The sequence below is a fragment of the Prosthecobacter sp. genome (assembly GCF_044378005.1).
Taxonomy (GTDB): domain Bacteria; phylum Verrucomicrobiota; class Verrucomicrobiia; order Verrucomicrobiales; family Verrucomicrobiaceae; genus Prosthecobacter.
Genome location: NZ_JBILYB010000094.1, coordinates 1 through 24,482 on the forward strand (window position 1 = coordinate 1; position 24,482 = coordinate 24,482).

General features: G+C 59.3%; 20 protein-coding genes. 11 read left to right on the top strand and 9 right to left on the bottom strand.

Going from position 1 to position 24,482, the window contains the following annotated elements; all coding sequences use genetic code 11:
- Positions 1-348: MBL fold metallo-hydrolase (locus tag AC6FTP_RS16975; protein ID WP_497208110.1), on the top strand; the 348-nt coding region annotated here is incomplete at its 5' end.
- Here AC6FTP_RS16975 and AC6FTP_RS16980 read toward each other — a convergent pair.
- Complete coding sequence (locus AC6FTP_RS16980) at positions 349-1,398, bottom strand: class I SAM-dependent methyltransferase (RefSeq protein WP_497208111.1); 1,050 nt, start codon at positions 1,396-1,398, stop codon at positions 349-351.
- Positions 1,399-1,482: 84 nt separating this feature from the next.
- On the opposite strand from AC6FTP_RS16980, the gene AC6FTP_RS16985 reads away from it, so the two are divergent.
- Positions 1,483-4,020, top strand: a complete 2,538-nt coding sequence (locus AC6FTP_RS16985) for a transglycosylase domain-containing protein (RefSeq protein ID WP_497208112.1) — start codon at positions 1,483-1,485, stop codon at positions 4,018-4,020.
- A 9-nt stretch (positions 4,021-4,029) separates the two neighbouring features.
- Here the strand turns inward: AC6FTP_RS16985 and AC6FTP_RS16990 are convergent, their stop codons facing one another.
- From AC6FTP_RS16990 to AC6FTP_RS17000, 3 genes are read right to left on the bottom strand one after another with little or no spacing between them, the layout of a single operon-like run.
- The gene (locus tag AC6FTP_RS16990) at positions 4,030-5,583 is read right to left on the bottom strand and encodes a hypothetical protein (protein ID WP_497208113.1); all 1,554 of its coding nucleotides are present in this window, start codon (positions 5,581-5,583) and stop codon (positions 4,030-4,032) included.
- A gap of 9 nt (positions 5,584-5,592) precedes the next feature.
- Complete coding sequence (locus tag AC6FTP_RS16995) at positions 5,593-6,498, bottom strand: hypothetical protein (protein WP_497208114.1); 906 nt, start codon at positions 6,496-6,498, stop codon at positions 5,593-5,595.
- Positions 6,499-6,538: 40 nt separating this feature from the next.
- Positions 6,539-7,978 (bottom strand): MotA/TolQ/ExbB proton channel family protein, encoded by a 1,440-nt coding sequence (locus AC6FTP_RS17000; protein ID WP_497208115.1) that lies wholly within the window; start codon positions 7,976-7,978, stop codon positions 6,539-6,541.
- 266 nt (positions 7,979-8,244) lie between these two features.
- Here AC6FTP_RS17000 and AC6FTP_RS17005 point away from each other — a divergent pair, with 266 nt between their 5' ends.
- From AC6FTP_RS17005 to lpxD, 9 genes are all read left to right on the top strand, one after another.
- Complete coding sequence (locus tag AC6FTP_RS17005; protein ID WP_497208116.1) at positions 8,245-9,375, top strand: ABC transporter substrate-binding protein; 1,131 nt, start codon at positions 8,245-8,247, stop codon at positions 9,373-9,375.
- Between the two features lie 48 nt (positions 9,376-9,423).
- Positions 9,424-10,335, top strand: coding sequence for a branched-chain amino acid ABC transporter permease (locus tag AC6FTP_RS17010; protein ID WP_497208117.1), 912 nt, complete (start codon positions 9,424-9,426; stop codon positions 10,333-10,335).
- 3 nt (positions 10,336-10,338) lie between these two features.
- Positions 10,339-11,289, top strand: coding sequence for a branched-chain amino acid ABC transporter permease (locus AC6FTP_RS17015; RefSeq protein WP_497208118.1), 951 nt, complete (start codon positions 10,339-10,341; stop codon positions 11,287-11,289).
- Positions 11,286-12,080, top strand: coding sequence for an ABC transporter ATP-binding protein (locus tag AC6FTP_RS17020; RefSeq protein WP_497208119.1), 795 nt, complete (start codon positions 11,286-11,288; stop codon positions 12,078-12,080). The genes AC6FTP_RS17015 and AC6FTP_RS17020 overlap by 4 nt, the downstream gene beginning before the upstream one ends.
- Entirely contained in the window at positions 12,073-12,780 is a 708-nt protein-coding gene (locus AC6FTP_RS17025; RefSeq protein ID WP_497208120.1) for an ABC transporter ATP-binding protein, read from the top strand. Before AC6FTP_RS17020 ends, AC6FTP_RS17025 begins: the two co-directional genes overlap by 8 nt.
- A 58-nt stretch (positions 12,781-12,838) precedes the next feature.
- Positions 12,839-13,510 (top strand): hypothetical protein, encoded by a 672-nt coding sequence (locus AC6FTP_RS17030; protein ID WP_497208121.1) that lies wholly within the window; start codon positions 12,839-12,841, stop codon positions 13,508-13,510.
- 186 nt (positions 13,511-13,696) lie between these two features.
- On the top strand, positions 13,697-16,102 hold the full coding sequence (gene bamA / locus AC6FTP_RS17035; protein ID WP_497208122.1) for an outer membrane protein assembly factor BamA: 2,406 nt from the start codon (positions 13,697-13,699) through the stop codon (positions 16,100-16,102).
- Positions 16,103-16,148: 46 nt separating this feature from the next.
- Complete coding sequence (locus AC6FTP_RS17040; protein ID WP_497208123.1) at positions 16,149-16,760, top strand: OmpH/Skp family outer membrane protein; 612 nt, start codon at positions 16,149-16,151, stop codon at positions 16,758-16,760.
- A gap of 81 nt (positions 16,761-16,841) precedes the next feature.
- Positions 16,842-17,888: a UDP-3-O-(3-hydroxymyristoyl)glucosamine N-acyltransferase gene (gene lpxD, locus AC6FTP_RS17045; protein ID WP_497208124.1), complete on the top strand. Its 1,047-nt coding sequence runs from the start codon at positions 16,842-16,844 to the stop codon at positions 17,886-17,888.
- Between the two features lie 38 nt (positions 17,889-17,926).
- Here lpxD and AC6FTP_RS17050 read toward each other — a convergent pair whose 3' ends face one another.
- The 5 genes from AC6FTP_RS17050 to AC6FTP_RS17070 all read right to left on the bottom strand — a co-directional run.
- Positions 17,927-18,499: a hypothetical protein gene (locus tag AC6FTP_RS17050; protein WP_497208125.1), complete on the bottom strand. Its 573-nt coding sequence runs from the start codon at positions 18,497-18,499 to the stop codon at positions 17,927-17,929.
- Between the two features lie 100 nt (positions 18,500-18,599).
- Positions 18,600-19,757 carry a sialidase family protein gene (locus AC6FTP_RS17055; protein WP_497208126.1) on the bottom strand — a complete coding sequence of 386 codons (1,158 nt, stop codon included), beginning with the start codon at positions 19,755-19,757 and terminating at the stop codon, positions 18,600-18,602.
- A gap of 58 nt (positions 19,758-19,815) precedes the next feature.
- Positions 19,816-21,630 carry a glycoside hydrolase family protein gene (locus AC6FTP_RS17060; protein WP_497208127.1) on the bottom strand — a complete coding sequence of 605 codons (1,815 nt, stop codon included), beginning with the start codon at positions 21,628-21,630 and terminating at the stop codon, positions 19,816-19,818.
- Positions 21,627-23,762, bottom strand: a complete 2,136-nt coding sequence (locus tag AC6FTP_RS17065) for a DUF1549 domain-containing protein (RefSeq protein ID WP_497208128.1) — start codon at positions 23,760-23,762, stop codon at positions 21,627-21,629. Before AC6FTP_RS17065 ends, AC6FTP_RS17060 begins: the two co-directional genes overlap by 4 nt.
- 92 nt (positions 23,763-23,854) lie before the next feature.
- Positions 23,855-24,482: 4Fe-4S dicluster domain-containing protein (locus AC6FTP_RS17070; RefSeq protein ID WP_497208129.1), on the bottom strand; the 628-nt coding region annotated here is incomplete at its 5' end.

A 24,482-nucleotide genomic window follows, 5' to 3' on the forward strand; every position in this document is an offset into this window, starting at 1 on the left:
GTGACGGGCACGGCCTATGCGGTGGCGGAGTTCACGGTGGATGAGGTGCTGGAGGGGAAGTCGGTGATCGAGGTCTGCGGGGAAAGGGTGCCGCTTTTCCATGTGCCGGGGCATTCGCCGGATAGTGTATGCTTCTATCTACCAGAGCGCGGGCTGCTCTTCGGCGGGGACGTGCTTTTCCTGGATGGTGTGGGGCGCACGGATTTCCCCGGTGGATCATTTCAGCAGCTCGCGGCGGGCATTGAGACACATCTCTGGCCGCTGCCAGATGCGACGGTGGTCTATCCGGGCCACGGCGATGACACGACGATCGGCCGCGAGCGGGCGGAGAATCCGTTTTTGACCTGACTACTTCTCCAGCACGACGACCCGGAAGGATCGTCCCATCATCGCGGGATGGGTGAGGGAGTGGAATTGCCGCACCAGCGCCTGCGTGGCGGCATCGGGTCGCTGGCCCTCCAGAGTAGCGAGCCAAGGGAGGCCGAGTTTGCCGAGGTATCGGCCCTGGTGCTCGTAGCTGAGGAGTTTCAATCCGGCGTCCTCAGCCACTTCGATGAGACGGGTGAAGTTCACATGTGTGGTGAGATCGCACTCGCCGAGCTTTTCCAGCACATGGTCATCGGTGTGATGGTGATGATAGCGTCGCAGGGTGCCGGTGCTGCGCTCGGGGGAGTAGAGGTCATCATGATCGAGCCCGTAATCGGCGAGGTAGATGACTCCGCGAAAGGGCGATGCAGCGAGATCACGCATCCATTCCAGTGCGGCGAGGCCGACCTCGGTGGTGTAGCCGGTTGGGAGACCGCGTGGGAGGCGGGCGATCTCGTCTGCCAAAGAGCTGGAGGGTGGCCCAGACTGAAAACTGAGAACTGAGGACTGAGAACTCTGCTCTACAAAGAGCTCCTCCCACTCCGTCCCATCCCACCTCACGAGGTGCACGGGCATGGCATCGGGGAGTTCATTGCAGACAAAGAGCGCAGGTCGGGCAGGGGCATCGGCGAGCGATGGCACCCACGACACGCGGTTTTCAAAAGCCGCGAGCCGCTCGCGCTGCACGGCCTCGTAGCGGGGATTGGGCTCGACGATGAGGTAATCAAAGTCGCAGGACGAGAGGATGTCCACCGCGAGCTGCCCGTCATGCGCAGCCTGCTCGATGACGCAGAAGTCATCTGGTTTACCCAGCTCGGCATGGGTCTGACGAGCGAGATCAGCAAGCAGGCGCCCGTAAAGCGGGCCGACGGACACAGCGGTGTAGAAATCTCCCTTCCTGCCGATGCGGCGCGGGCCGGGGCCGTAGTAGCCATGCTCGGGGTCGTAAAGTGCCAGTTCCATCACCGCCGCGAAACTCAGACGCGGTGTGACGGCGAGGCGCTGGAGGAGAGACTGATGGATCGGTGTCACGACAGGCAAAGAAGTCAGTGGCGGGGCAGGGGAGAGAGGCTAGACTAGCCGCCCTTTCCCCACGGGCCACCATTCTTCCTGTTCATGTTCGGCATCGACGAAGCACAGCTTTCTTCCTCCTCTTCTTCATGGCGAGGTCCTTCCGGCTTGAAGCCGCCGTTCTACCGGCGTGCCTGGTTCAGCGCTCTCGTGGCACTCGTGCTGCTCGCGGCTGTCGCCCTGCTCGGTGCTTATGCCATCATCGTGGCGCCGCTTCGGGAGAAGGCGGAGACCTATGATCTCGATGAGGTCAAGAAGCTGGAGGCCGCCAGCGTCATCTATGACCGCAATGGCGATGAACTGAGCCGCATCTTCGTGCTGAACCGCACGCCCGTTTCGATCAAAGACATCCCGCAGCATTTCATCGACGCGCTGACGTCCCAGGAAGACAGCCGCTACTTCCAGCACAACGGCGTGGACTACATCGGCCTCGTGCGCGCCGTTTATCTGAATTTCAAAGCAGGCGAAGTCACGCAGGGGGCGAGCACCATCACCCAGCAGCTCGCACGGCAGACCTTTGGCCTGATGGATCGTAGCTATCGGCGCAAGCTCATGGAGGCTTTCGTGGCGCAGCGGATCGAGAAGCAATTCTCGAAGACCGAGATCTTGGAGCTGTACCTGAACCGCATCTTCTTCGGCAAAAACTTCCACGGCATCCAGGCGGCGGCCCAGGGATACTTTGGCAAAGATGCCAAAGAGCTGACTCTGGCCGAGTCCGCCACCATCGCCGGCCTGATCAAGAGCCCGAACAACATCGAGCCGATCAAACATCCTGAGCGTGCGCGCAAGGAGCGTGACTATGTGCTCGACCGCATGGTCATCGAGAAGCACCTCACCCGCGAGGAAGCTGAGCTGGCCAAGATGAAGCCCGTGGTCACCACACCACAGAACAGCAATTCGCAGCTCAGCTATGCCTTCGATGCCGTGCGTCAGGAAGTGGTCAGCCAGCTCGGTGAAGAGCGCGCCACCGTGGGTGGCTTCAAGATCTACACGAGCATCGACAAGGAACTGCAAACGAAGACCGAAACGGCGGTGAAGGCACGGCTGGCCGAGATCGAAAAACGCCAGGGCTACGAGCACCAGACCTATGATCAATTCCGCGCCATTATCACGGACTGGCGCAAGCAGGTCAGCTCCACCAAAGGAGATGCGGCACCCACGCCGCGACCGAAACCCGAATACCTCCAGGGCGCGGCGCTCGTGCTCGATAATCGGGATGGCTCCGTGCTCGCCATGGTCGGCGGACGTGATTTTGCGGACAGTCAGTACAACCGTGCCACGGACAGCATTCGCCCCGTGGGCACGGCCTTCATTCCTTTCGTCTATGCTTATGGCTTCACTCAGCCGAATGTCTCCCCCATCAGCCAGTATGCCGATGAGCCGCTGGGCAATGACCGCGTGATGATCGGCGGCTTCACGGGTATCCTCGGTGAGTATGGCATGGAGATCCCGAATCCCGTGTGGTCGCGCAAAACCATCTCCGCGCGTGAGGCGCTCGTCGTTTCGCACAACTCAGTCACCGTCCGGCTCGGTGAGCAGGTGGCGCTGGATCGCGGCCTGCTTCGTCCCGCCTTCAAAGACTTCGTGAAAAGCGCAGGCATCACCTCTCCGCTGCGTGATGCCGCCTCCTCCTGCCTCGGGGCGAGTGAGGCCAAACTCAACGAACTCTGTCTGGCCTACTCCTGCTTTGCCACCGGTGGCAAACGCCCGGCGAGGCTGCACATCATCCAGCGCATCACGGACGCGAACGATAAAACGGTGTTCCAGCTCGATGAAGCCAGCCTGCAAACCGTGCCCGCCATGGACGAGATCTCCGCCTGGCAGACGCACACCTGTCTCGATGAAGCCCTGCACCGCGGCACGGGGGCGATTTCCAAAGACTACGGCCTCGGCGAATTCCCCGCTGCTGGCAAAACAGGTACGCATCATGAATACAAAGACCTCTGGTTCATGGGCTACACCTCTGCCGTGACCTGCGGCGTGTGGGTCGGCTTTGACAAACAGAAGACCATCTTCCCCGAGGCCTTCTCGAACAAGCTCGCCCTGCCCATCTGGACGGACATCATCAATGCCTCCACTCAGGGCCACACACCCCAGGAGTTCAGCCCGCCCGAGTCCGCGGAAAAGGTCGAGATCTGCCGCGCCAGCGGTCTGCGCGCCACGGACTACTGCTATGAAAAAATCAAGAGCGCAGACGGCAGTTCCAAATCGGTGCGCAACACCTACTTCGAGTATCTGCGCCCCGGTACGTCCTTCAATGCCACATGCAATCTTCACACGGGTGATGGCATCTCGGCAGACCTCGCCGAATTTCACAGACACGTGACGAACCCTGGAGAAACGGTGATGCCGGCGGACCTGGGACGTTTTGCCCACATCGACGCCGTCCGCATTCAGGACAAGATCATCATCGGAGCCGACCCCTACAATTCCGAGCAGCCCGTCCTGCGTGCCAAGCCCGTGAATGACGATGGCACGCCCATCCGCCGTGCGGTCCCCATCGGTCCCGATGAAGGCGGTGAGCCCGTCGAACAGCCGGTGATCAAACTTCAGCCGCCTCCGCGGATGAAGATCGAGCTTTGATCCATCCGCTCAATCCAAACTGCGCTTCGGAGCCGTGATGCGGACGGCAGGCGGTAGATTGCCCGGACGGGTGGCGGTGGTTGTTACGGCAAAGCGTTGAACCTCATAACCAGTGACGTTCATCGTGATGTCCAACTTGGCGAGGAATTCCCAGGTGGCTGCGACGCCGATTTCATCGGCAATTTTGCGGGCATCGAGATAGGAAGGGAAGGCATCCGTCATGACTTGGAAAACGGCGACGCCTTTTTCATCCGCCTTGATCTGGCGCATGAGACGCTGGAAAGCGGAGCCCTGGGCCACGATCTGCTCGCGCGTCTCGCCGCCTCCGCCTTTGGGTGTGAGCGCGAGCTGGACGTAGGCGTTGCCAGGTTTGACTGAAGGGGCGAAGGTGTAGGAGGAACTGTTCATCATTGGGCTGGCCGCCGCACGTTCGAGGATGGCGGTGAGCTTGAAGGCGTCGTAGATGATTTTGTCAGCACTGAGTTTTTTGATGGCATCGAGACCTCCGAGATCTTTGACAAAGTAGTCCAGGATGTCTTTCGGGGTGTTCTTGACGCTGACGAGGTTGGCCCCCCAGGAGAAGTTGATCTTGCCGCCGGATGACGTGGCCTTGATGATCGGCGCCAGCGGATCGCGGGTGGGATCAAGGGCGGTCCATTTGGTGAGATCGCCCTTGGTGGCTCCGACGATGGCTTCGGCGACGACTGGCATGGTGCTGCGCGTGGCTAGGGCGAGGTTTCCCACGGAGTTGAGCACTTGTTTGGTGGCGGGAAGTCCACCGGAGACGAGCGCCTTGTAGGCAAGGGCGACTTGATCCAGCTGGAAGGTGTTCACCAGAGGGGCTAGCTCAGGCCAGGCAGTTTGGGCTGCCTTGGCATTGCCAAAGATGCTTTCGAGCATCTTCGCGAAGGGGTCGATCTTCACTTCTTTGTATTCAAACTGGCTGCGGATTTTTTCCAGGCCGTCGAGCACAGGCTTGATGAACTCTTTCTCGTTAAAGAATAGCACGCCCTGCTTGGCGACGAGGATGCGTGTCTCGTTTGGCTTTTCCGGGAAGGGCCGTGGGTTTGGCAGGCGGACGTAGGTGGGCGGGTCGGGCTTGAAGACGGGCGTCTGATCCAGCAGCGCTTTCAGCCGCTCGACTTCGGCGATGAGTTTATCCACCTCGGCTTTCTGAGCGATGCGCAGCTTGCGGGCGTCTTCGAGCTTCTTGCGGAAGGTTTCGAGGTCCATGAACTTCATCTGCGACTCGACGGCGGAGACGTCGATGGTCTTGAGGTCGTCGATGGCCTTCTTCAGTTTTTGTTCGGCGATCTTTTTGTCTTCTTCCAGCTTCTTCGGGTCAGCGGGCGGCGGGGGCAGCTCCTTCACGACTTCGAGCATCTTCCGATACTCCTCGGGGGTGACGGGCGGGAGGTCGGAGAGGATGTTCTTCACCGCGTTGGCGATGCTGATGCCGACCATGACGAGGACGATGATGAGCACGCCGACGACATTCGTCATCGTGTCCATCAAGGCGACGAAGGGTAGCTCCTGCTCTTCGCGATGTTTGCGCTTTGCCATAGGGGGTGATCAGGCCTTGGGTTTGTCCGCTGCGGCGGGTTTGGCAGGCGCTGCTGCGGCGGGTGGCGGCGGGACTATGCCACGATACTTTTCAAAGAGGGCGAGGTCGAGCTGGCCGCGTCCGGGGATGGGCAGCTTGCCGATGCGGATCTTGTAGTCACCTTCGGCACGTCCGGCACCGTTGTTAAAGGCTCCCTGGCCGTCATCACGGATGAGGTAGAGGATGAGGGAGTTCTTGTCCTTTGCCACTTCGGTGAGGAAATGGTTGTACGCCACATCCGCCACCACGACCTCCGCCGTGGCACTCAGGCGGTAATCACCCGCTCCCCAGCCATCCAGCACCTTCAGCGCTCCGGTGGCACACTCGACGAAATAGATCTTTGTCGTCTCGGGCATCCCGCTGCCCGAGGGCTGCACGACGACGGGCGGCACTTTCTTGTCCGGCGGCACCTCGCGTTTTTTCATCTCGGCCATGAGGTCGGCGACCATTTTTTTGCTCTCGTCCTGCTGCTTCTTCAGGCCGTCAATTTCTGTCAGCAGGTCATCGAGTTCCTTTTGCAGATTCAGGGCGATCTTTTTGTTCTGATCCTGGAGTTCCTTCGAGGAGCTGAGGAGCTTGCGGAATTTCAGGTAGCGCTGCTCCTTCTCTTCGATCTCCACTTTTAGCTTCTCCAGCTCGGCGATCTTTTCCTTGAGCACCACATCCAGTTTCTCGCGCTCGACCAGCTCCTCCTTCATGCGCTTGTGATCCTGCGCCATCTGGATCTCCTCGGGCGTGCGCCCCTCCGTCTGCTGGGTCTGGGAGACGCAAAGCACGACGATGATGAGCACCAGCACACCGATGAGGGAGCACAGAATGTCCAGAAACGGGACGAGGAGAATCTCGTCCTTGGCACCGTGACGTCTCTTGGCCATGTGGGATCAGCGTTGGCGGGGTGAAAAGAAGGGGGTGGACTCAACTGTTGCGGCTGAACCAGCCCTTTTTCTTCACCTGATGAATGAGGATCTGCTGGCCGCCGAGTTCCTTGAGGGTGTTGTTCAGACTCTGGATGCCGCTGGCGAGCGCACGATTGTACTCGGTGCTCTGTTTCACGGCGTCAGTGATCGTCGTGGTGAAGTCCTCGCGCATCCGGCTCACGGCACGGGCAAACTCGGCATCCACTCGGTCCTGGTGGGCTGCGGCGCGTTTGTCGAGGTTGTCGGCCTGTTCTTTGATCTTGGCGGACAGGGCATTGAGATCCACGAGGAACTCCTTCTGCGAGTTGGCGACGGCTTTCACCAGCACCTCCATGATGCCCTGCGTGTCACCACCGGCGATGCTGCCGCCGTCATTCAAGCGGGGAAGGAGCACTTCGTTGCAGAAGGAGTCGATGTCATTGAGGCAGTCGTCCTCGGACTTCATCATCGAGTTCAAAGGGAAGTTCAGCGAGAGAGCGAAGACGAGGCCGAGCAGCGTCGCATCGAACGCGGTGCCGAGACCGCCCGTGACAGTGCCGAGCGTGGAGGTGATCTGCTTGATGTCTTCCATCTGAGAGAAGTTCATGCCGCTGATGGCGTGAGAGAGACCGATGACGGTGCCGATGAATCCAAGGATCGGGATGGCCCAGAGGAAGGCTTTGAGCAGAGCGTAACTGCCGCCGATGCGCATGCTGTCGATGTCGGATTGACTGGAGAGCATATTCGTCACATCACCCACGCTTTGCTTCACTTCGAAAAGCTCCAGCGCCTTGCGGATGCGGTTCACCATCATGCTGTCACGCAGTCGGCGGGGGAGCTTGTATAAGTTGTCGATGAAGCTGCCGACGTTGTCCGCATTGATCTCCGAGCCCATCTCCCAGGGCAGCACATCCAGCAGCAGAGCTTTGCGCTGATGACTGAGCTTCTGATACTTCAAATACAGGATGGCGATGGCCCAGGTGAAGAACAGCGTGTTCGTGAAGCTCACCGCCATGTGCTTGAAGAACAGCGAGGCCACCCACTGCATGCCCGTGTAATTCGCCGCCACCACATCCGGCGGTGCTTTGAAAGGGAAGAGCACGCCGATCACTGCCAGGAAAACCACAAAGCCGATGCCGAAGCTCAGCATCCCATTCGGATTCGTCGGATCGATCTCCTCCCAGCCGCCGCGTTCAGCGGAGTGGGATGGAGCCTGATGCTGGGCAAAGGCCGGTTGCACAGGCTGGTCGGGCACATTCGCGTCCCCCCCCCACACATCATCTCCAGATGGCGGCGCGATGCCCGTGGGCGCTGGCAGGCCGGAAGGAGGGGGCAATGCGGAGCCGAGATCGGCAGGGATGGAGACCTTGCCATTGCAGCCAGGGCAGCGGACGACCTTGCCAGCCATTTCAGGCTCGATCATAAGCTGCGTTTCGCAGGTGGGGCATTTGAGTTTCACGATGTGGGGAAGCCTTGGAGAGTTAGAGACAAATAGAGAGCTGCGGGGCAGAAGGTATTTCCATTCAAGCGGAGCCCCTCTGAAACGACAAACCCTTTTCTGTCGTGAATACGGGCTTTTGAGATGTTTGTTGGGGGCACGGACGAAAAGAGGTCCACGCCCATGCTCCGCCTCAGCGACGTGATCACGGCCCGTTCGTCCGTGTGAGACAGACGGGGTGGCAATTCGTTCTTGTCGGCACGGGGACTGCTGCTTAACCTTTGCCCATGCACCGCCGCACCCTTCTCCCCCTCATCGCCGTTTCGCTCCTCCTGCCTGCTTGCAACAAAAGCGGCGGTGATGGCATCATCGTTGGTGAATTTGCCTCGCTGACGGGCAAGGAAGCCACCTTTGGCATCTCCTCCCATGAGGGCACGCTGCTCGCTGTGGAGACACTGAATGCCGCAGGCGGGGTGCTGGGAAAGAAGATCGAACTGCTGACGGAGGACAATCAATCCAAGGCGGGCGAGACCTCCAACGTGGTGAATAAACTCATCTCCAAAGATGGCGCGGTTGCCATCCTGGGTGAGGTCGCCTCCAGCCGCTCCCTGGAAGCAGCACCGATCTGCCAGCAGAATGGCATTCCGATGGTTTCCCCGGCCTCGACGAATCCCAAAGTCACGGAGACGGGCGACTGCATCTTCCGCGTCTGCTTCATCGACCCCTTCCAGGGCACCGTGATGGCGAACTTCGTCACGAACACGCTCAAGGCCAAGAAGGTGGCCGTGTTCACCGATGTGAAGAGTGATTACAGCAAAGGCCTTGCGAAGTTCTTTAAAGAAGGCTTCCTCAAAGCAGGCGGCCAGATCGTGGCGGAACTCGACTTCAATGGCGGCGACAAAGACTTCAAAGCGCAACTCACCGCCATCAAGAGCGCGGCACCGGACGCGGTCTTCATCCCGGGTTACTACACGGACGTGGCCCTCATCGCCATCCAGGCCAAGCAACTCGGACTGAGCGTTCCACTCTGCGGCGGCGACGGCTGGGAAAGCCAGACGCTGCTCGACATCGGCAAAGACGCGGTCGAGGGCCATTACTTCTCCACGCATTACGCTTCCGATGCTTCCTCCCCCGGCGTGGAGGCCTTTGTCGCGGCTTATAAAAAGCGCTACAATGGCAAGGTGCCGGACGCGATGGCGGCCCTCGGTTATGACTCCGCCATGGTCCTGGTAGATGCCATCAAGCGCGCCGGCAGCACCGATAGCAAAGCCATCCGCGATGCGTTGGCTGCCACAAAGGACTATGAAGCTGTCACCGGCAAGATCGCCATCAATGCGCAGCGGGATGCGGTGAAGTCAGCGGTCATTCTTCAGGTCAAAGACGGCAAGTTCAAGTATCTGGAGACGGTCGCTCCCTGAGTCAAAACGAACCTCGAACTCTGAAGCGAACCCCGGACCGTCTCCCGCATGGATTGGCTGCTGCAACAACTCATCAACGGCCTCGCTCTCGGGTCCATCTATGCACTCATCGCCCTCGGTTACACGATGGTCTATGGCGTGCTGAGGTTCATCAACTTCGCCCACGCCGACGTGCTGATGCTGGGCGCCTACGCGGCCTACTTTCTCGCGCCTGCGGTCAATACGGTCTTCCCACTGCCATCCATGACTGGGGCCATGATCGTGACCCTGATCGCAGTCATGATCTGCACCGGCATCGGCATGTTGATCGAGTTTCTGGCGTATCGTCCGCTGCGGCAGCGGCCCCGGTTAACGGTGCTCATCACCGCGATTGGTGTTTCGCTTTTCATCGAGTTCACCTGCCAGCACAATGCGGTCTTCGGTGCGGATACCAAGCCCTTCCCGCAGCTCCTGCCCGAACATGATTTCCATCTCGGTGGGCTCGTATTCAGCAGCAATGATCTCGTCGTCGTCGTGACCACACTTTTGCTGCTCGGCGGGCTGTGGTTTATCGTGCAGCGCACGAAGATGGGCACTGCCATGCGTGCCGTGTCCTACAATCAGCAGGCGGCCGCGCTGATGGGTATCAACATCAACCGCATCATCTCCTTCACCTTCGGACTCGGCTCCGCGCTCGCCGCCATCGCGGGCATTCTTTATGCGATGAAGGCACCGGGCATTGACCCGCTCATGGGTGTGCAGCCCGGCCTGCGTGCTTTCATCGCCGCGGTGCTCGGTGGCATTGGCAATCTGCCAGGAGCGGCTCTCGGCGGATTGATCCTCGGCCTGCTGGAAACCTTCGCTGGTGGCATCTCCGGCCTCTCGAATTACCGCGATGGCATCGCCTTCGCCATTCTCATTCTCATTCTTCTTTTCAAACCTGCCGGCCTGCTCGGCAAGGCAACCGTGGAGAAAGTCTAAGCCATGTCTCCCACCCTTAACCCCTCCACTCTTGCTGGCGCGAAACGCTGGTTGATCGCTGGCATCGCGCTGGCGGTGGTGGTGTCGATGTTTAGCGCGCAGTTCAATCGCTATCACCTCGGCGTCATCGTCGATATCGGCATCAATATCATCCTCGCCGTCAGCCTGAATTTGATCAACGGCCACACCGGGCAGTTCAGTCTCGGCCACGCCGGATTCATGGCCGTGGGCGGTTACACGGCGGCGAAGATCTCCCTCGTCGTCTCGCCCATGCTGCCGCCTGCTTTGCAGCCGTTGATCTTCCTCGTGGCACTCATCGCTGGTGGATTGCTTGCCGCTTTGGCGGGCTTCGGCGTCGGTGTTCCCTCCCTGCGCCTGCGTGGGGATTACCTCGCCATCGTCACGCTCGGCTTTGGCGAGATCATCCGCGTCATCGTGCAGAACATGGAAGCCGTGGGCGCGGCGAGCGGGCTCAAAGGCATCCCCAAATACACCACGCTCGGCTGGACCTTCGGACTCGCCGCCGTGACGATCTACTTTGTCACCGCACTGGTGAACTCGACCTACGGGCGCGGCTTCATCGCCGTGAGTGATGACGAGGTCGCCGCCAGCTCCATGGGCATCAATCCCGTGCGCTACAAGGTCACCGCCTTTGTCACCGGCGCGTTCTTTGCCGGCATCGCGGGCGGCTTGTATGCGCATCACAAGCAGTTCCTTTCGCCCACCGGTTTTGATTTCCTCAAGTCCATCGACATCGTCGTCATGGTCATCCTCGGTGGCATGGGCCGCACGGCGGGTGTGGTTGTCGCCGCGATCATCCTCACGCTGCTGCCGGAAGTGCTGCGGCAGTTCAGCGAGTATCGCATGATCATCTATTCACTGCTTATCATCGTGCTGATGATGGCGCGCCCACAGGGTCTCTTCACCTGGACCCGGAAGAAAGGAGCCGCATGAGCCATCCGCTTCTCAAGCTCGATCACGCGACCATCCGCTTCGGCGGACTCACCGCTGTGTCGAAATTCAGTCTCGAAGTTCAGCCCTGTGAGTTGATCGGCCTCATCGGCCCGAATGGCGCGGGGAAGACCACCGCCTTTAACATGATCACCGGCGTATATCAGCCGACCGAGGGACAGATCCATCTCAATGGTCGCAGCATCGCCGGAGTGAAGCCGCACGACCTCACGCGGCAGGGCATCGCCCGCACCTTCCAAAATATCCGCCTTTTTGGCTCGCTCAGTGTCATCGACAACGTCCGCGCCGCCATGCAACTGCACTGCAAGCACGGCGTACGTGCCTCGCTCTGGCGTGGGGCGAGTTTCAAAACACTCGAAAAGGAAGTCGAGACACGCGCTTTGGAATTGCTGGACATCTTCAAGCTTGGCGACATGCGCGATGAAGAGGCCAAGAGCCTGCCCTATGGCGATCAGCGCCGCCTGGAGATCGTCCGCGCTCTCGCCACACGCCCGAAGCTGCTGCTGCTGGATGAACCCGCCGCTGGCATGAACCCCACGGAGAAGGAGGAGCTCATGCACCTCATCCGCTTCATCAAAGACAAGTTCCAGATCGCCGTCATGCTCGTCGAGCACGACATGACCGTCGTCATGGGCATCTGCGAGCGCATTGCCGTGCTCGAATACGGCATCAAAATCGCCGAAGGCACGCCACAGCACATCCAGCGCGATCCAAAAGTCATCGCCGCGTATCTCGGCACAGAGACCGAAAAGGAGGAGCCAGTCGATGCTTGAAATCAAAGATCTCGAAGTCAGCTACGGCTCCATCAAAGCCCTGCACGGCGTTTCACTCAAGGTGCCCGAGAAGAGCATCGTCACGCTCATCGGCGCGAATGGTGCCGGCAAGTCCACCACGCTGCGCGCCATCAGCGGCCTCATCAAAGCACGCGCTGGCAGCGTGACCTACAACGGCGAGGACATCACGAATCAGCCCGCGCACAAGATCGTTGGCAAGCATCTCTGCCATGTGCCCGAAGGCCGCATGGTCTTTGCCAACCTGACCGTGGCCGAGAACCTGCGCATGGGTGCCTATCTGCGCAACGACAAGGCCGGCATCGCCGCCGACATGGACTACGCCTTCACCATCTTCCCGCGATTGAAGGAGCGCATCCATCAAGCCGCAGGCACCATGTCCGGCGGAGAGCAGCAGATGCTCGCCATCGCCCGCGCGCTCATGAGCCAGCCAAAGTGCCTGATGCTCGATGAGCCCTCCCTCGGCATCGCGCCCATCCTCGTACGCGCCATTTTTGATCAAATCGTCGCCATCAACAAAGAGCGAGGCCTGACCATCCTGCTCGTCGAGCAAAACGCCAACCTAGCGCTGGGCATCTCCCACCACGGCTATGTCCTGGAGTCTGGCAAAGTCATCCTCGAAGACAGCGCCGCTGCCTTGCTCAAGAACCCGCAGGTGCGCGCGGCGTATCTTGGCGACTGAGTCACGAAATGGCTTCTTGCTTCAGCCCGGCAGCGTTTCTACCCTGCACTATCGCATTATGAAAACCGCTATTCTTTCGCTTGTCTGTCTCTTCCTCAGTCTCGGCATTCTGCAGGCGAATCCTGAAATCCCCCGTGCGGTGGCGCAGAGTTTCGGCGAGAGCATCGGCAGCAGCCTTCTGCTGGTGAAGGGCACGGGCACGACCTCAGAGCCTGTCGAATGGACAGCGTATGCGCGGGATGCGTTCCGTCCCGAGGAGGTGCTGCGTATTATTGTGCGGATGGAGGCCTCTGTCTGGAAGGCATCACCTGCTGGTGCAGGCACCAAAGTGCTCTCCCCCGTTCCGCCGAAGATGCTCGACTCCGCCCGTCTGCACACCCGTAGTTCCGAGGCCCGTGTGGTGGCCGCCAAGGCTGCGGCGCTGGCGCAGACCACCTTTGCGAGTGTGGACTACCAACTCGCCGCTAATGCCGAGACTGGCGCACCGGAGTGGGGTCTCGCGCTGAAAGATGAGTCGGGATATGAGGTGGGTTTTTGTGTCATCTCAGCTGAGACTGGCGCGCTGACCTTCCAGGATTGGACGCTAAAGCTGGGCTCCGCCCCTTCCGCGCCGCCCAGTGAGGGCGAACGCGCCGCCAAAGTGGTGAAAAAAACGGTCCGCAAAGCCTGGAACTGGACCGACAAAGCCCGCAGCGAAACGAAGAGCTTTTTCAGGGAATTGTTCCGCTGACCGGGGGCGGGAGGCTTGAAGCCCGCCCGCTCACAGCGTCTTTGGCTGGCTTTGTGCTTTCTTAAGGCCAGCGCCAAAGGTGTTTTTACATCTTGACGCCTCCACGCTAGGCCAGCATTACTGGCGTTTCATCCGCCAGTATCCCGCCCGCTGAATTTAGAATTGCTGATCCAATCCCTCAAGCCCATGAACGGAGTCTCCCATCTCACACGCAAAGTCCTCATGCCTCTCATCGTTCTGGCCCTTCTAGGTGCTCAGACCAGTTTGATGAATGCCCAGGTGTCACTCGACTCACCTGCTGCTGTCGGCAAACGCATTGTTCGTGATGTGCAGGTGGTTTACAAAGGTGCGGCCACCTTGGATGCAAACCGCGTCAAAGCCCAGATGGCCACCCGCGTCGGCGAACCCTACACGGATGAGTCTGTCGAGCGCGATATCCGCACCCTTTACGCAACCGGTTCGGTGGAAAATGTGGACATCCAGGCTGTGAACGTGGACGGCGGTGTCCGTGTCATCGTCACCCTCTCTGGTCGTGGTGGAATTGGTGAAATCAATTTCCTGGGCAATGGCGCTTTCGACAACGATAAGCTGCGCAAGGAGATCGAAGTGAAAGTCGGCGACCCGGTGGATGACGCCAAGCTCACCACAGCTCAGCAGAAGATCCGCGAGCTTTATGAGAAAAAAGGTTTCTCCGACGTCCTCGTGACCTACGATGTGGCTCCCTCCACCAAGGAAGGTTTTTCTTCCGTCCTTTTCAAAATCGAAGAAGGTTCCCGCGGTCTCATTGGCGACATCCGCTTCGAAGGCAACAACGCCATCAGCTCCCGAACACTGAAGGGCAAGATCAAGAGCAAGGAAAAGACCTTCTACCGCCTCTGGGGCAAGGTTGGCAAACTCGACAACCAGACGGTGATTGATGACGTAAAGATCATCGAGCAGGCCTTCCAGGACGAAGGTTATGTCTATGCGAAAGTCGGCTATCGCCGCGAGCCCATCGATGAAAAGAGCACCTCGCTTATCTTCGAGATCAACGAAGGCGGCAAGTTTGACGTGGCCTCTGTGGACCTTCAGGGAATCACCGTTTTCACCAAGGATGAACTCACTCCCGCCATCCGCACGGAGTCCGGTTTCGCCTACTCCGGCACCGATGTGCGTGGTGATGAAAAGATGATCCTCGATTATTACGGCTCCCGTGGCTATGCCGACGCCCGCGTGGACACCCAGCTCACGGATGCTGGCCCTGGAAAGTTGAATGTAGTTTATGCCGTCACCGAGGGAACGAAGTCCTTCATCCGCAAGGTGAACATCAGTGGGAACATGAAGACCAAGGACGAAGTCATCCGTCGTGAACTTCCCTTTGCTCCCGGTGATCCGCTGAACACGGTCCAGCTCGAAACCGCCCAGACCACTCTGGAAAACATGAACTACTTCGAAGGCAAGGGGGAGGCCAATCCGCTCACGATCCGCCCTGTCGCCACTGAAGTGGATGGCTTCAAGGATGTGGAAGTCAATGTGGCCGAGAAGCCCACAGGCTCCGTGAACTTCGGTGCTGGTTTCAGCTCTGTGGACAGCCTTGTCGGCTTTGTGGACGTCACCCAGACCAACTTCGACATCTCCGATTGGGGCGACTTCCGTGGCGCAGGTCAGCGCTTCAACATGAACCTTCGCTACGGTATCCGCACCTCATCCTTTAACACGAGCTGGACGGAGCCATGGTTCCTCGGCCAGAAGCTGGCTCTCACCGTCAGCCTTTTCTACCAGAACCTCTTCTATCTCTCCAACCGCTACGACCAGATCAATGCCGGTGCCTCTGTCGGCCTGCGTAAACCCATCGGCCAGCACGCCTACCTTGAAGGCACTTACACCCTTCAGCAGACCACCATTGATGTGGATCAGGGGCCAAGCGATAATGCCACCCAGCTTATCCGCGATGAAGATGGCGACTACCTCGTCAGCAAGCTTGAGTTGAACTTCGTGCATGACACTCGCGACAGCGTCTTTATCACCCGCAAGGGGCACAAGTTTGAGGCCGGGCTTCTGGCCGCTGGTCTTGGTGGTGATGTGGAAGTCTTCGGTGGAAACATCGGTGGACAGCAGTTCTTCAACCTTCCAGGCGACACCATCCTGAGCTTCGAGGGCATGGCCCGCTGGGTGGAAGGCTGGGGCGACAGCGATGTGCCCATCTTTGAGCGTCAGTTCCTCGGTGGAGCCTACAATCTGCGTGGATTTGATTACCGTGATGCTGGCCCGAAAGACTCCGTCGGTGAGCCCATCGGTGGTAACATGTCACTCTTCGGTTCCATCGAATACTCCTTCCCCATCGTCGAAAAGGTGCGCGGTGCTGTCTTCTGGGATGTCGGCATGGTTCAGTCTGATCTCACCGCCAAAACTGGCTCCACTGGTGGTGTCCGCAATGGCGGACCGATCATCGGTGATGGCGAGATCTACTCCAACGTTGGCATTGGTGTCCGCATGTTCCTCCCCGTCGGTCCCATTCGTCTCGATCTCGGCCTTCCGATCATGAAGCCCAGCGACGATGAATTTGCTGGCGACAGCCCGCGCTTCCAATTCAACATGGGCTATCGATTCTAGTCTAATGCTGTCCACCCTACTTCCCAAATTCCCCAACCCGCCCCGTATGATTCGTTCTCTGTTTTTCTTCGTTTTAGCCGCCGCCACCACTCAAGCTGCCGATATCAAATTCGGCGTGGTGGACATGTCCAAAGCCTTCTCCGAGTTCCACAAAACCAAGGATGCTGCAGACAAGTTCAAGGGCAATGTGGACAAAGCTCAGAAGGAGATGAACGACCGCTGGTCGGTCTATAAAAACCTGATGAACGACATGCAGAAGCTGAAGAAGGATGCCAGTGATCCGATCATGACGCCGGATGCACGTGCCAAAAAGGCGGCCGAGTTTGAAGACAAAGGCAAGGAACTCCGCGCCTTGGAACAGGAAATCGGTGAGGCGCAAAACCGTCGAAGCGGCCAGCTCAAACAGGAAGACATGCAGATCCGCAAAGGCATCTACGACGAAATCCTCGTCGTCGTCCGGGACAAGTCCAAGTCCGAAGGGTACGACTTCGTCTTTGACAAGTCCGGCATGAGCCTCTCCACGGTGCCGATTCTCATCTACTACAAGGACGCCGTGGACATCACCGATCAGATCATCGTGGAACTGAACAAGAGTGCCCCTGCTGCGGGTGCCGCTGCACCTGCTCCTGCTGGAGAAGCCAAAGGCGAGAAGAAGTAATCACTGCTGACCGCCTGACCTCTTTTACCGGGCACGCACTTCCGCGAAGGATGCGTGCCCTTTTTTATATTCTACGATCCCATGAGCGCCAACATCACTCACCAGCGTCTCGCCGAACTTGTCGGCGGTGAACTCATCCAGGGGAACCCAGATGGCGTCGTGTCGGGGCTCAATTCCATCAGCGATGCTGTCGAGGGTGAAGTGACTTTTCTGGGCAATGCGCGCTACCTCGCCGCCCTGAAAACCACGCAAGCAACTGCCGTGCTCGTGGCACCTGATTTTGCTGAATCGCTGGACGGAAAGGCTCTGATCCGGGTTGCCAATCCCACTCTGGCCTTTTCCTCGGTCATCCGTCATTTCGGCCCGACAACCCGTGATTTCACTCCCGGCGTTCACGCCGCCGCCACCGTTTCCTCACGAGCAGTCTTTGACCCGCTGAAAGTATCCATCGGAGCTGGAGCCGTGGTTGAGGATGATGTCGTGATCGGCGATGGCACCGTGGTTCACGCCGGTGTTTGCATCGGACATGGGTGCCGGATTGGAACGGACTGTACTCTTCACGCCAACGTCACCCTCAGTGACCGCTGCGTGCTCGGCAATCGCGTCGTCATTCACAGCGGCACGGTCATCGGTTCGGATGGCTTCGGCTATGAATTCTCCAAAGGTCGCCATGTGAAGATCGAGCAGGTCGGCATCGTCCAGCTTGATGACGATGTCGAAGTTGGAGCCTGCACCTCCATCGACCGCGCCCGCTTTGGTCGCACATGGATTGGCGCAGGCACCAAGATCGACAATCAGGTGCAGATCGGTCACAACGTCATTCTCGGGAAGCACTGCATCATCGTCGCCCATGTTGCCATCGCCGGCAGTACACGCCTCGGTGATTATGTCACAGCGGCAGGGCAGGTGGGAATCGGCGGGCACCTGGAGATCGCCAGTCAGGTCACGCTGCTGGCCCGCGCGGGTGTCACGAAAAGCATCACAACACCTGGTGCCTACATGGGTTTCCCCACGAAACCTCTGATGGAAGGACGCCGCCTGCAGGCCATGCAGGCGCGCATCCCTGAACTCCTGGAGCGAATCAAGGAAATGGAAAAGCGCCTCGCTCAGATCGAGGCAGCCAAGTAATCAACTCCAGGTCTCTTAGCCGACAAGATGCGGATATTTTACCGCGAGTTGTATGCGTCCACATAACCACGCTCGAAGCTGCGGCGGTTGCGTGGGTCATAGCGGCCTGTGTGAGCGCCAGGATCATTCGGGCGGCCTCCGACGCGGTCACGCAGGCCGTAGTCGTAGCCTTGCTGATACACGGGATCATTGGTCGGTGGAGGTGTGTGACCGCTGCCGCCGGGATATGTAGGCACCTGGGTTTGAGGTGCTGGCTGCTGCCACGAAGGCTGCGGATTGTAGCCGCCGGTTCCTGGCAAAGGAGCGAGTTGTGGAAGATAACCCTGATCATAACCCTGCTGATAGGCCGCCTGTGTGGCTGGGGTGTAGCTCTGGTAATGCCGGGCGTAGCTCTTCGGCAGGTTCGCATTCGCATCAGCACGGCCATCGGAGATGCCGCGCTCGTAGGCGAGCTGGTTTTGCTGCTGACTCTGATCCCGTGTCTGGTTCCGCCATTGTTCACGCTGATCCGTGTATGGTGGCGGCTGCTGCGGCCCGAAAGGGTTCATCGGGTTGCCGTAAGGATCGACGCAGGAGACGAGGAGGAGTGGGGCGAGGGCGAGGAGGCGCATGGGAGGGTTGGCGATTATTTTCGATAACTGATGTCGATTTACCGCTGTTTTCGCGCCTTGGCAAAATAACCGTAAAACGGCGTTGCCGACTGATCCCGTTCTACTCAAGCCACTCCAGATTAAAACGCGCAAAGTGCAGCTCATCCCAGTAGTGCGTGCTGCCTTTGTCAGCACGTTCATAAATGTAACCAATCGTGTTGTCTTCGAGCACCACGATGTCCGAATACGAGCCCGGATGCGGCCAGATCGTCTTTCCAGCGCTCCAGGTCTCGCCGTCGTCGATACTTAGGCGAACGGTGAGATTGTAGCGGCCATACGGATGCTCTTTCTGGCGTATGGGTGAAGCGGGACTCGAAAACAGCAGCGTCTTCGAGTCAAAACGCTCAACGCAGCCATGACAGCGAGGCGTGATGAGCTCTTCGAGGCGGTGAAGGTTCTCCCACGTCACTCCGCCATCTTTGCTGACTGCGGTGAGATGTCGCAGGTTGTCGGGAGAGTCCTCGCTGCTTTCATTGCGTGAGATGACACGCACGCTGCCATCATTCAGCTCCACAAACTGGCACTCGCTCGTGTTGATGCCAATCGTGCCGCTCAGCTTCCATGAGATGCCATGATCATCACTGTAAAAGCAATGCGCGAAGCTGCGCAGGCGGCCCTTGCCCACATCCTCACGATGCCGTGCAGGCACGAGCAGACGTCCAGATTTAAGCTGCACCATCGCATTCCGCGGCCCGCAGCCGTAGCGCTGCACCCAGCCCTTTTCCCACTGCACGGCGTGGCTCTTGGGATTGCCGGCGGGTTCCTGGACCTTGCCTTTCAGTGTCTGCCATTCGGGTTTGATCACCTGATCGTGAATGATGACCGGCCCCTGCCAGTTCAGGCCATTGTCGCTGCTGGTGAGATGTGCGAAGTGCTTTTTATCCTTCAAAAAGAAGAGCCACATCTTCTTCGCCTCGCGATCCAGGCCCACGGTGAGATCTGTGCAGACGTTGTTCCCATCATCAAGGATGGTGATCTCATCGCTCCAAGTCTTCCCCTTGTCCGCGCTGCGCTTCATCACGATATCGTGATTGCCAATGTCGCCCGGGCCATCGTTGCGCCGCTCGCAGATGACGAGGATGTCGCCATTTGGAGCTTGGATGATGGATGGGATGCGGTAGTTCGGCTTGTTCTTTGGCGTGAGGGCAAAAAGACGCTGCGTTTCAAACAACGGCTCGGCGGCACTCATGGAACCACAGAGCGCATAGAGGAATTTCATGAGCGCTTCAAAACATGCGGCGACAGACTCTCTTGCTGGTCAATCTGGATAACCACACTCAAAACCCCGTGTTCGGAAACCAGCGGCTGAAGTAGTTCTCATCCAGTCGCGTGAGCGGGATCGTCAGAGGCGTGGGCACACCGTTCTTCGCCCAGCGCAGGAGATCATCGCGATGGCCGAGCTTGCCGAGGATGTCGAAGACGTTGCCGGGGGAACTGTCGTGCCAACCTTTCATCACCTGCGGGTCCCAGATGGCGACACCGGGATCACCTTTGAGGAGATTAGCAGCGACGTTTTTGCAGAGTTCTGCCGGCTTGCCGGTCTTCCAGGCGATGACCATCGGGTAGGCCTTCGTGCTCGTGCCTTTCGTGATGCGGCGGTAGTAGTCCATGTCCACCTGACCGGGAGTCTTGGTGAAAGAGGTGTGGTAAGCGAACCACGTCGTCGCGAGATCATCGACGAGGCCGCGCTGAATCCAGTTCGGCAGGTCGAGGCCCCACTTTTGGTTGTCCGCCTCTTTGGAGAAAGTGCCGAGCGAGATCTTGTAGCGTTCCTTGCGGCCTTGTTTGGCGGCGGTTTCATCCAGCAGCGCCCGCACCTCCAGCATGAAGTCCGTCATGATGGCGGCGCGAGTGGCATGGATGCGCGGATCATCGTCCTCGACTGCTTTGGCATCGGCGTTGTGCATCTGCTTGAAGCGCTCGCAAAACGCGTCCTCCCACAGCATGAGCGGCATGCCGCGATTGAAGACGAAGCCCACGCCCTCGGGCTGAAGCTCCAGCGTTTCGCGGAAGATCACGATCAACTGCTTCCGAACCTCGGGATTGGCGTAGCTCATGTAAAACGTCGGCGTGCCGTCGCGGTCGATGCAGCGCCACTCGGGATGCTGGTAGAAGAACTTGCTGTTGAAGGTTTCCTCATACGGCATCGAGCCGACCCAGCCCGCAGGCCGCAGCATCACATGAAACTCCGCACCCTGTGCCTTCGCGGCATCGCGTGCGATCTTGAGCGGATTGACGCCCTTCTTGAACAGCGCCTCCAGTGACTTCGTATAGACCGAATAGGCACTCGTGGGGAAATCCACGGTTCCTTCACCAGGATAAGTGCCCACCTTGCTCGGATAGCACACGAGATCGCTGCCCGTGACCTGGAACCACCACTTGCCGATGTCCGTGCCTTCATAGCCACGAAACTCCTCCGCCAGTTCCTCCGCCGTCGTCGGTTTGAAGGGCCAGATCCAACTGTGACCATCAAACGTGGCGATGGACGTGCGATGCTTCGACTTCGCCTGGCTCGCGGTCACTTCCGCATCCGTCATCGGCACCACTTTCACATAGCAAACCGTCGCCGGCAGTCCCGGCATCGGCGCGATCTCCAGCCACTGTCCTTTCAGCTCCGCCACGGTGACAAAGCACTCTTGAATGACCGCTCTACGGTTCTCCATCAGCGCCAGATTGTTCGCCATGCGGCGGAACACCGGCTCATCACTCAGCTTCGCCTTGATGCCGTTCCCGCCGATGTTGAAGCCGCCCGAAGTAGTCGCCAGACCGACATACACGCCATGCCAGCCACGCTGTGTCAGCGGCAGCCGCACCACCGGGGGATTCGTGGCGCTGTAGATCGATAGCGCCGTGCCCTTCATCTCCGCCGTCTCAAACGGGATCATCTTCCACTTCCCCTTCTGCCGCTTCCCCGTGATCAGTGCTGTCGCAGGTTCCATCTTTGATAAATCAGTCAGCACCACAGCCTTTGTGACCTGCGACAATCGGCGCGAGTCATTGGGGAACACGTCAGGCGGCGTGACTGCGGAAGATTCTGCGGCATGGAGCAGGCAGTGCGCAAACAGCACAATCAGAAGGGCGGGTGTTTTCATTGGATAAAGATGAACTGCTGCGAGTTCAGCAACGCATAGAGCAGGTCTTGGATCGTGTTCAAGCCTTGCGACTGCGCTTTGGCCCAGGCGGTCATTTCCGCTGCGGTGGGCTTGCGTGAGAGGAGTGCGAGATAGACGGCTTCGATCTTGTCATCGGGATAGCGGGCTTGCTTCACCGCCAGCATGACCTGCGACCATGAGTTCAGGATGTTGTGCAGCATCTGGCCGTTCATGAGGACGAGCGCCTGCGGCACGCTGGCGTCGTGGTTGGCGTTCTCGACGAATTCGCGATCACTCTGGCCGAACTCGCGCAGTGGATGTCCGGCAGGCGCGGGGCTGTCGATCTCAGCGGCGCGGGGCCACATGCGCATCATGGACTGGCGATGCTTCACATAGACGGCGTGCTGGGCAGGTGAGATACCAACACGCGCGGCATCGGCGAGGAAAAGCTGCGTTTGCGCGGCAGTTTCGGCGCGGCGGTCAGGTGGCTGGTAGCCGGGGACTTCGATGCCCTTATAACTCTCGCCGGTTTGCTTGCTTTGAGCTGAGAGTTTCATCACGGCGGGAATGTAGATTTGCTCATCAGCGGTTTTGATCTCTGCTTTGCGCAACACGCTAAGTTCACCCGCCAGTGCCTTCACCGTTGCCTTGTCTTCGCGCTTCTGGGCCTCGGCGATGCCTTTTTGCAGCACTTTGAACTGCGCTGCGTTCTTGCGGAAGACCTCGCTGGTGATGTCGGCGCGCTGAAGCAACTCGGCGGGCGTCAAATGCTCCAGCGTTTCACCGAGCTTGCGCGCATTCGCGAGAAAAGTGTCCGTCGCCTCGCGCAAAGGCAGGTTGGGCAGGTCGGGCGCGGTGTGGATGAGCGTGGTGAAGCTGTCCCAGATCTGCTCCGGCGTCATGCGGCGCAACAGCGGGCCGGTGAAGTGATAGCTCTCTCCCGGTGCGAGTTCGGCGCGCGTGACTTCGCGTTGATAGGCCTGCGTGTTGCACAGCACGCGCAGGAAGGCCTTCACATCGTAGCGCTGCGTTATCATGAGCCGCCGCAGATGCTCCATGAGCGCTGGATTCGCCGCCACGGTCGTGTCCATGATCTCATCCGCCGGTTCTATGAGGCCGATGCCGCACAGCTTCCTCCACAAACGATTCGCGATGACCGTGGTGAAGCGCGGATGCTCCGGCGAGGTCATCCACGCGGCGAATGACTCCAGCGGATTGCCCTTCGGATCATACTCAGCGGGCGCGCCCATCAGCGTGGCGGCTTTCACCAGCGACTTCGGCTTGGCATCGTCGTATTGGTAATCGTGTGGCAGGCGGATCTGCTGCGGATTGCGGCTGACCCAGGCGTGCTTGATGGGCACGATCATCTCATTGAAGGCCTGCCGCAGATGAATCTCGTCGTCCATCGAAGTGCCGTTTTTCTCGCGGCGCTCCTTTTGCAGCGCGAGCATGCCGAAGAACGAGGGGCTGTAGATGCCCATCACCGTCTGCACGCCGTAAGTGTAGGCCGCCATCTGGTGGAACTGCATCTGCGTCCATTTGTCGAAGGGATGATTGTGACACTGCGCGCACTCGATGCGCGTGCCGGTGAAGATGCGCATGGTGAGTGAAAGGTTGTCCAGCGGCATGCCGCGATCCCGCTGGTAACAGCCGACCGCGCCGTTCTCCCACACCTTGCCCTGCGCGCTCACCAGCTCACGCACGAGCTGATCATACGGCTTGTTCGTCCGCACGCTATCCTTGATGAACTCCGCATACGCCATGCCGGTGACGCGCCCCGCATCGCCATTGTAAGTGCCCTTGCTCAGCACGCGCAGCAGATCCGCATAGAAGTGAAACTGATGCATCGTGAAGCCCTCGCTCGCGAGCAACTGGTCAATGAGCTTCGCGCGCTTGTCTTTGTCCGTGGCGCTGAGAAACGAAACCGTCTCCTGATGCGTTGGGATTCGTCCCACGAGATCGAGATGAATGCGACGGACGAAGATTTCATCACTCGCGGGCGCGTTGCCTTGCAGTGAATGCTTCAGCCAGTCCGCCGCGAGCAAAGCGTCAATCTTCCGTGCTTCGAGGGCAGGATCAGACGCCAGCCCAAAGCCAGCGAGCAGGAAGAACACACAGAACAGCCGTTTCATGGCGTGAAGAACGAAGCAGTCGCGCGGGTGCTTTCCGGCGTTGCCGTGGATTCGACCGGCAGTCGTGAACACCCTTCGGTGAACCTGTCGAGCTATCCGCCAGCTTTGCTGCGAAGTGCCTCTGCTTCACGCAACTTCAGATACGATCCGGTCATGAGCCGGTCTTCGCGGCCTTCACCGGCTTTGATGATGATGGCGGATTGTTTGAGCAGGTTCTTTTCGAGGCCGTTGATGCCGTAGCAACGTGTCTGGCAGATGCCGCAGCCGACGCATTTGTCAGTGAGGACGACCGGGGCGAGGTGGCCGGTGCCTTCGATGGGTTGTCCGGCAGCATCGACCTCGGTGTGGACTTGGACGAACTCGATGGCGTGATAACCGGCGGCGTGACATTCATCGACGCAAAGCTGGCAAGCCTCGCGATTTGCGTGAGGCAGGCAGGCGTGTTGATCGACGATGGCGAGGCCCATGCGAGCGACTTTCTTCTCGGCGAGTGGCAGGGCACGGATGGCACCGGTGGGGCAAACTTGGCCGCAGGCGTTGCAGCTTGATTCGCAGCCAGCCCAGTCGGCTTTCACCATCGGTGCCCACAAGCCTTCGAGACCTTGCTCGAAGCCTTCGGCTTGCAGCACGTTGTTCGGGCAGGCTTTGAAGCATTCGCCACAGCGGATGCACATGTCGAGAAACGCAGGCTCTGGCACGCTGCCGGGCGGACGCACGGGG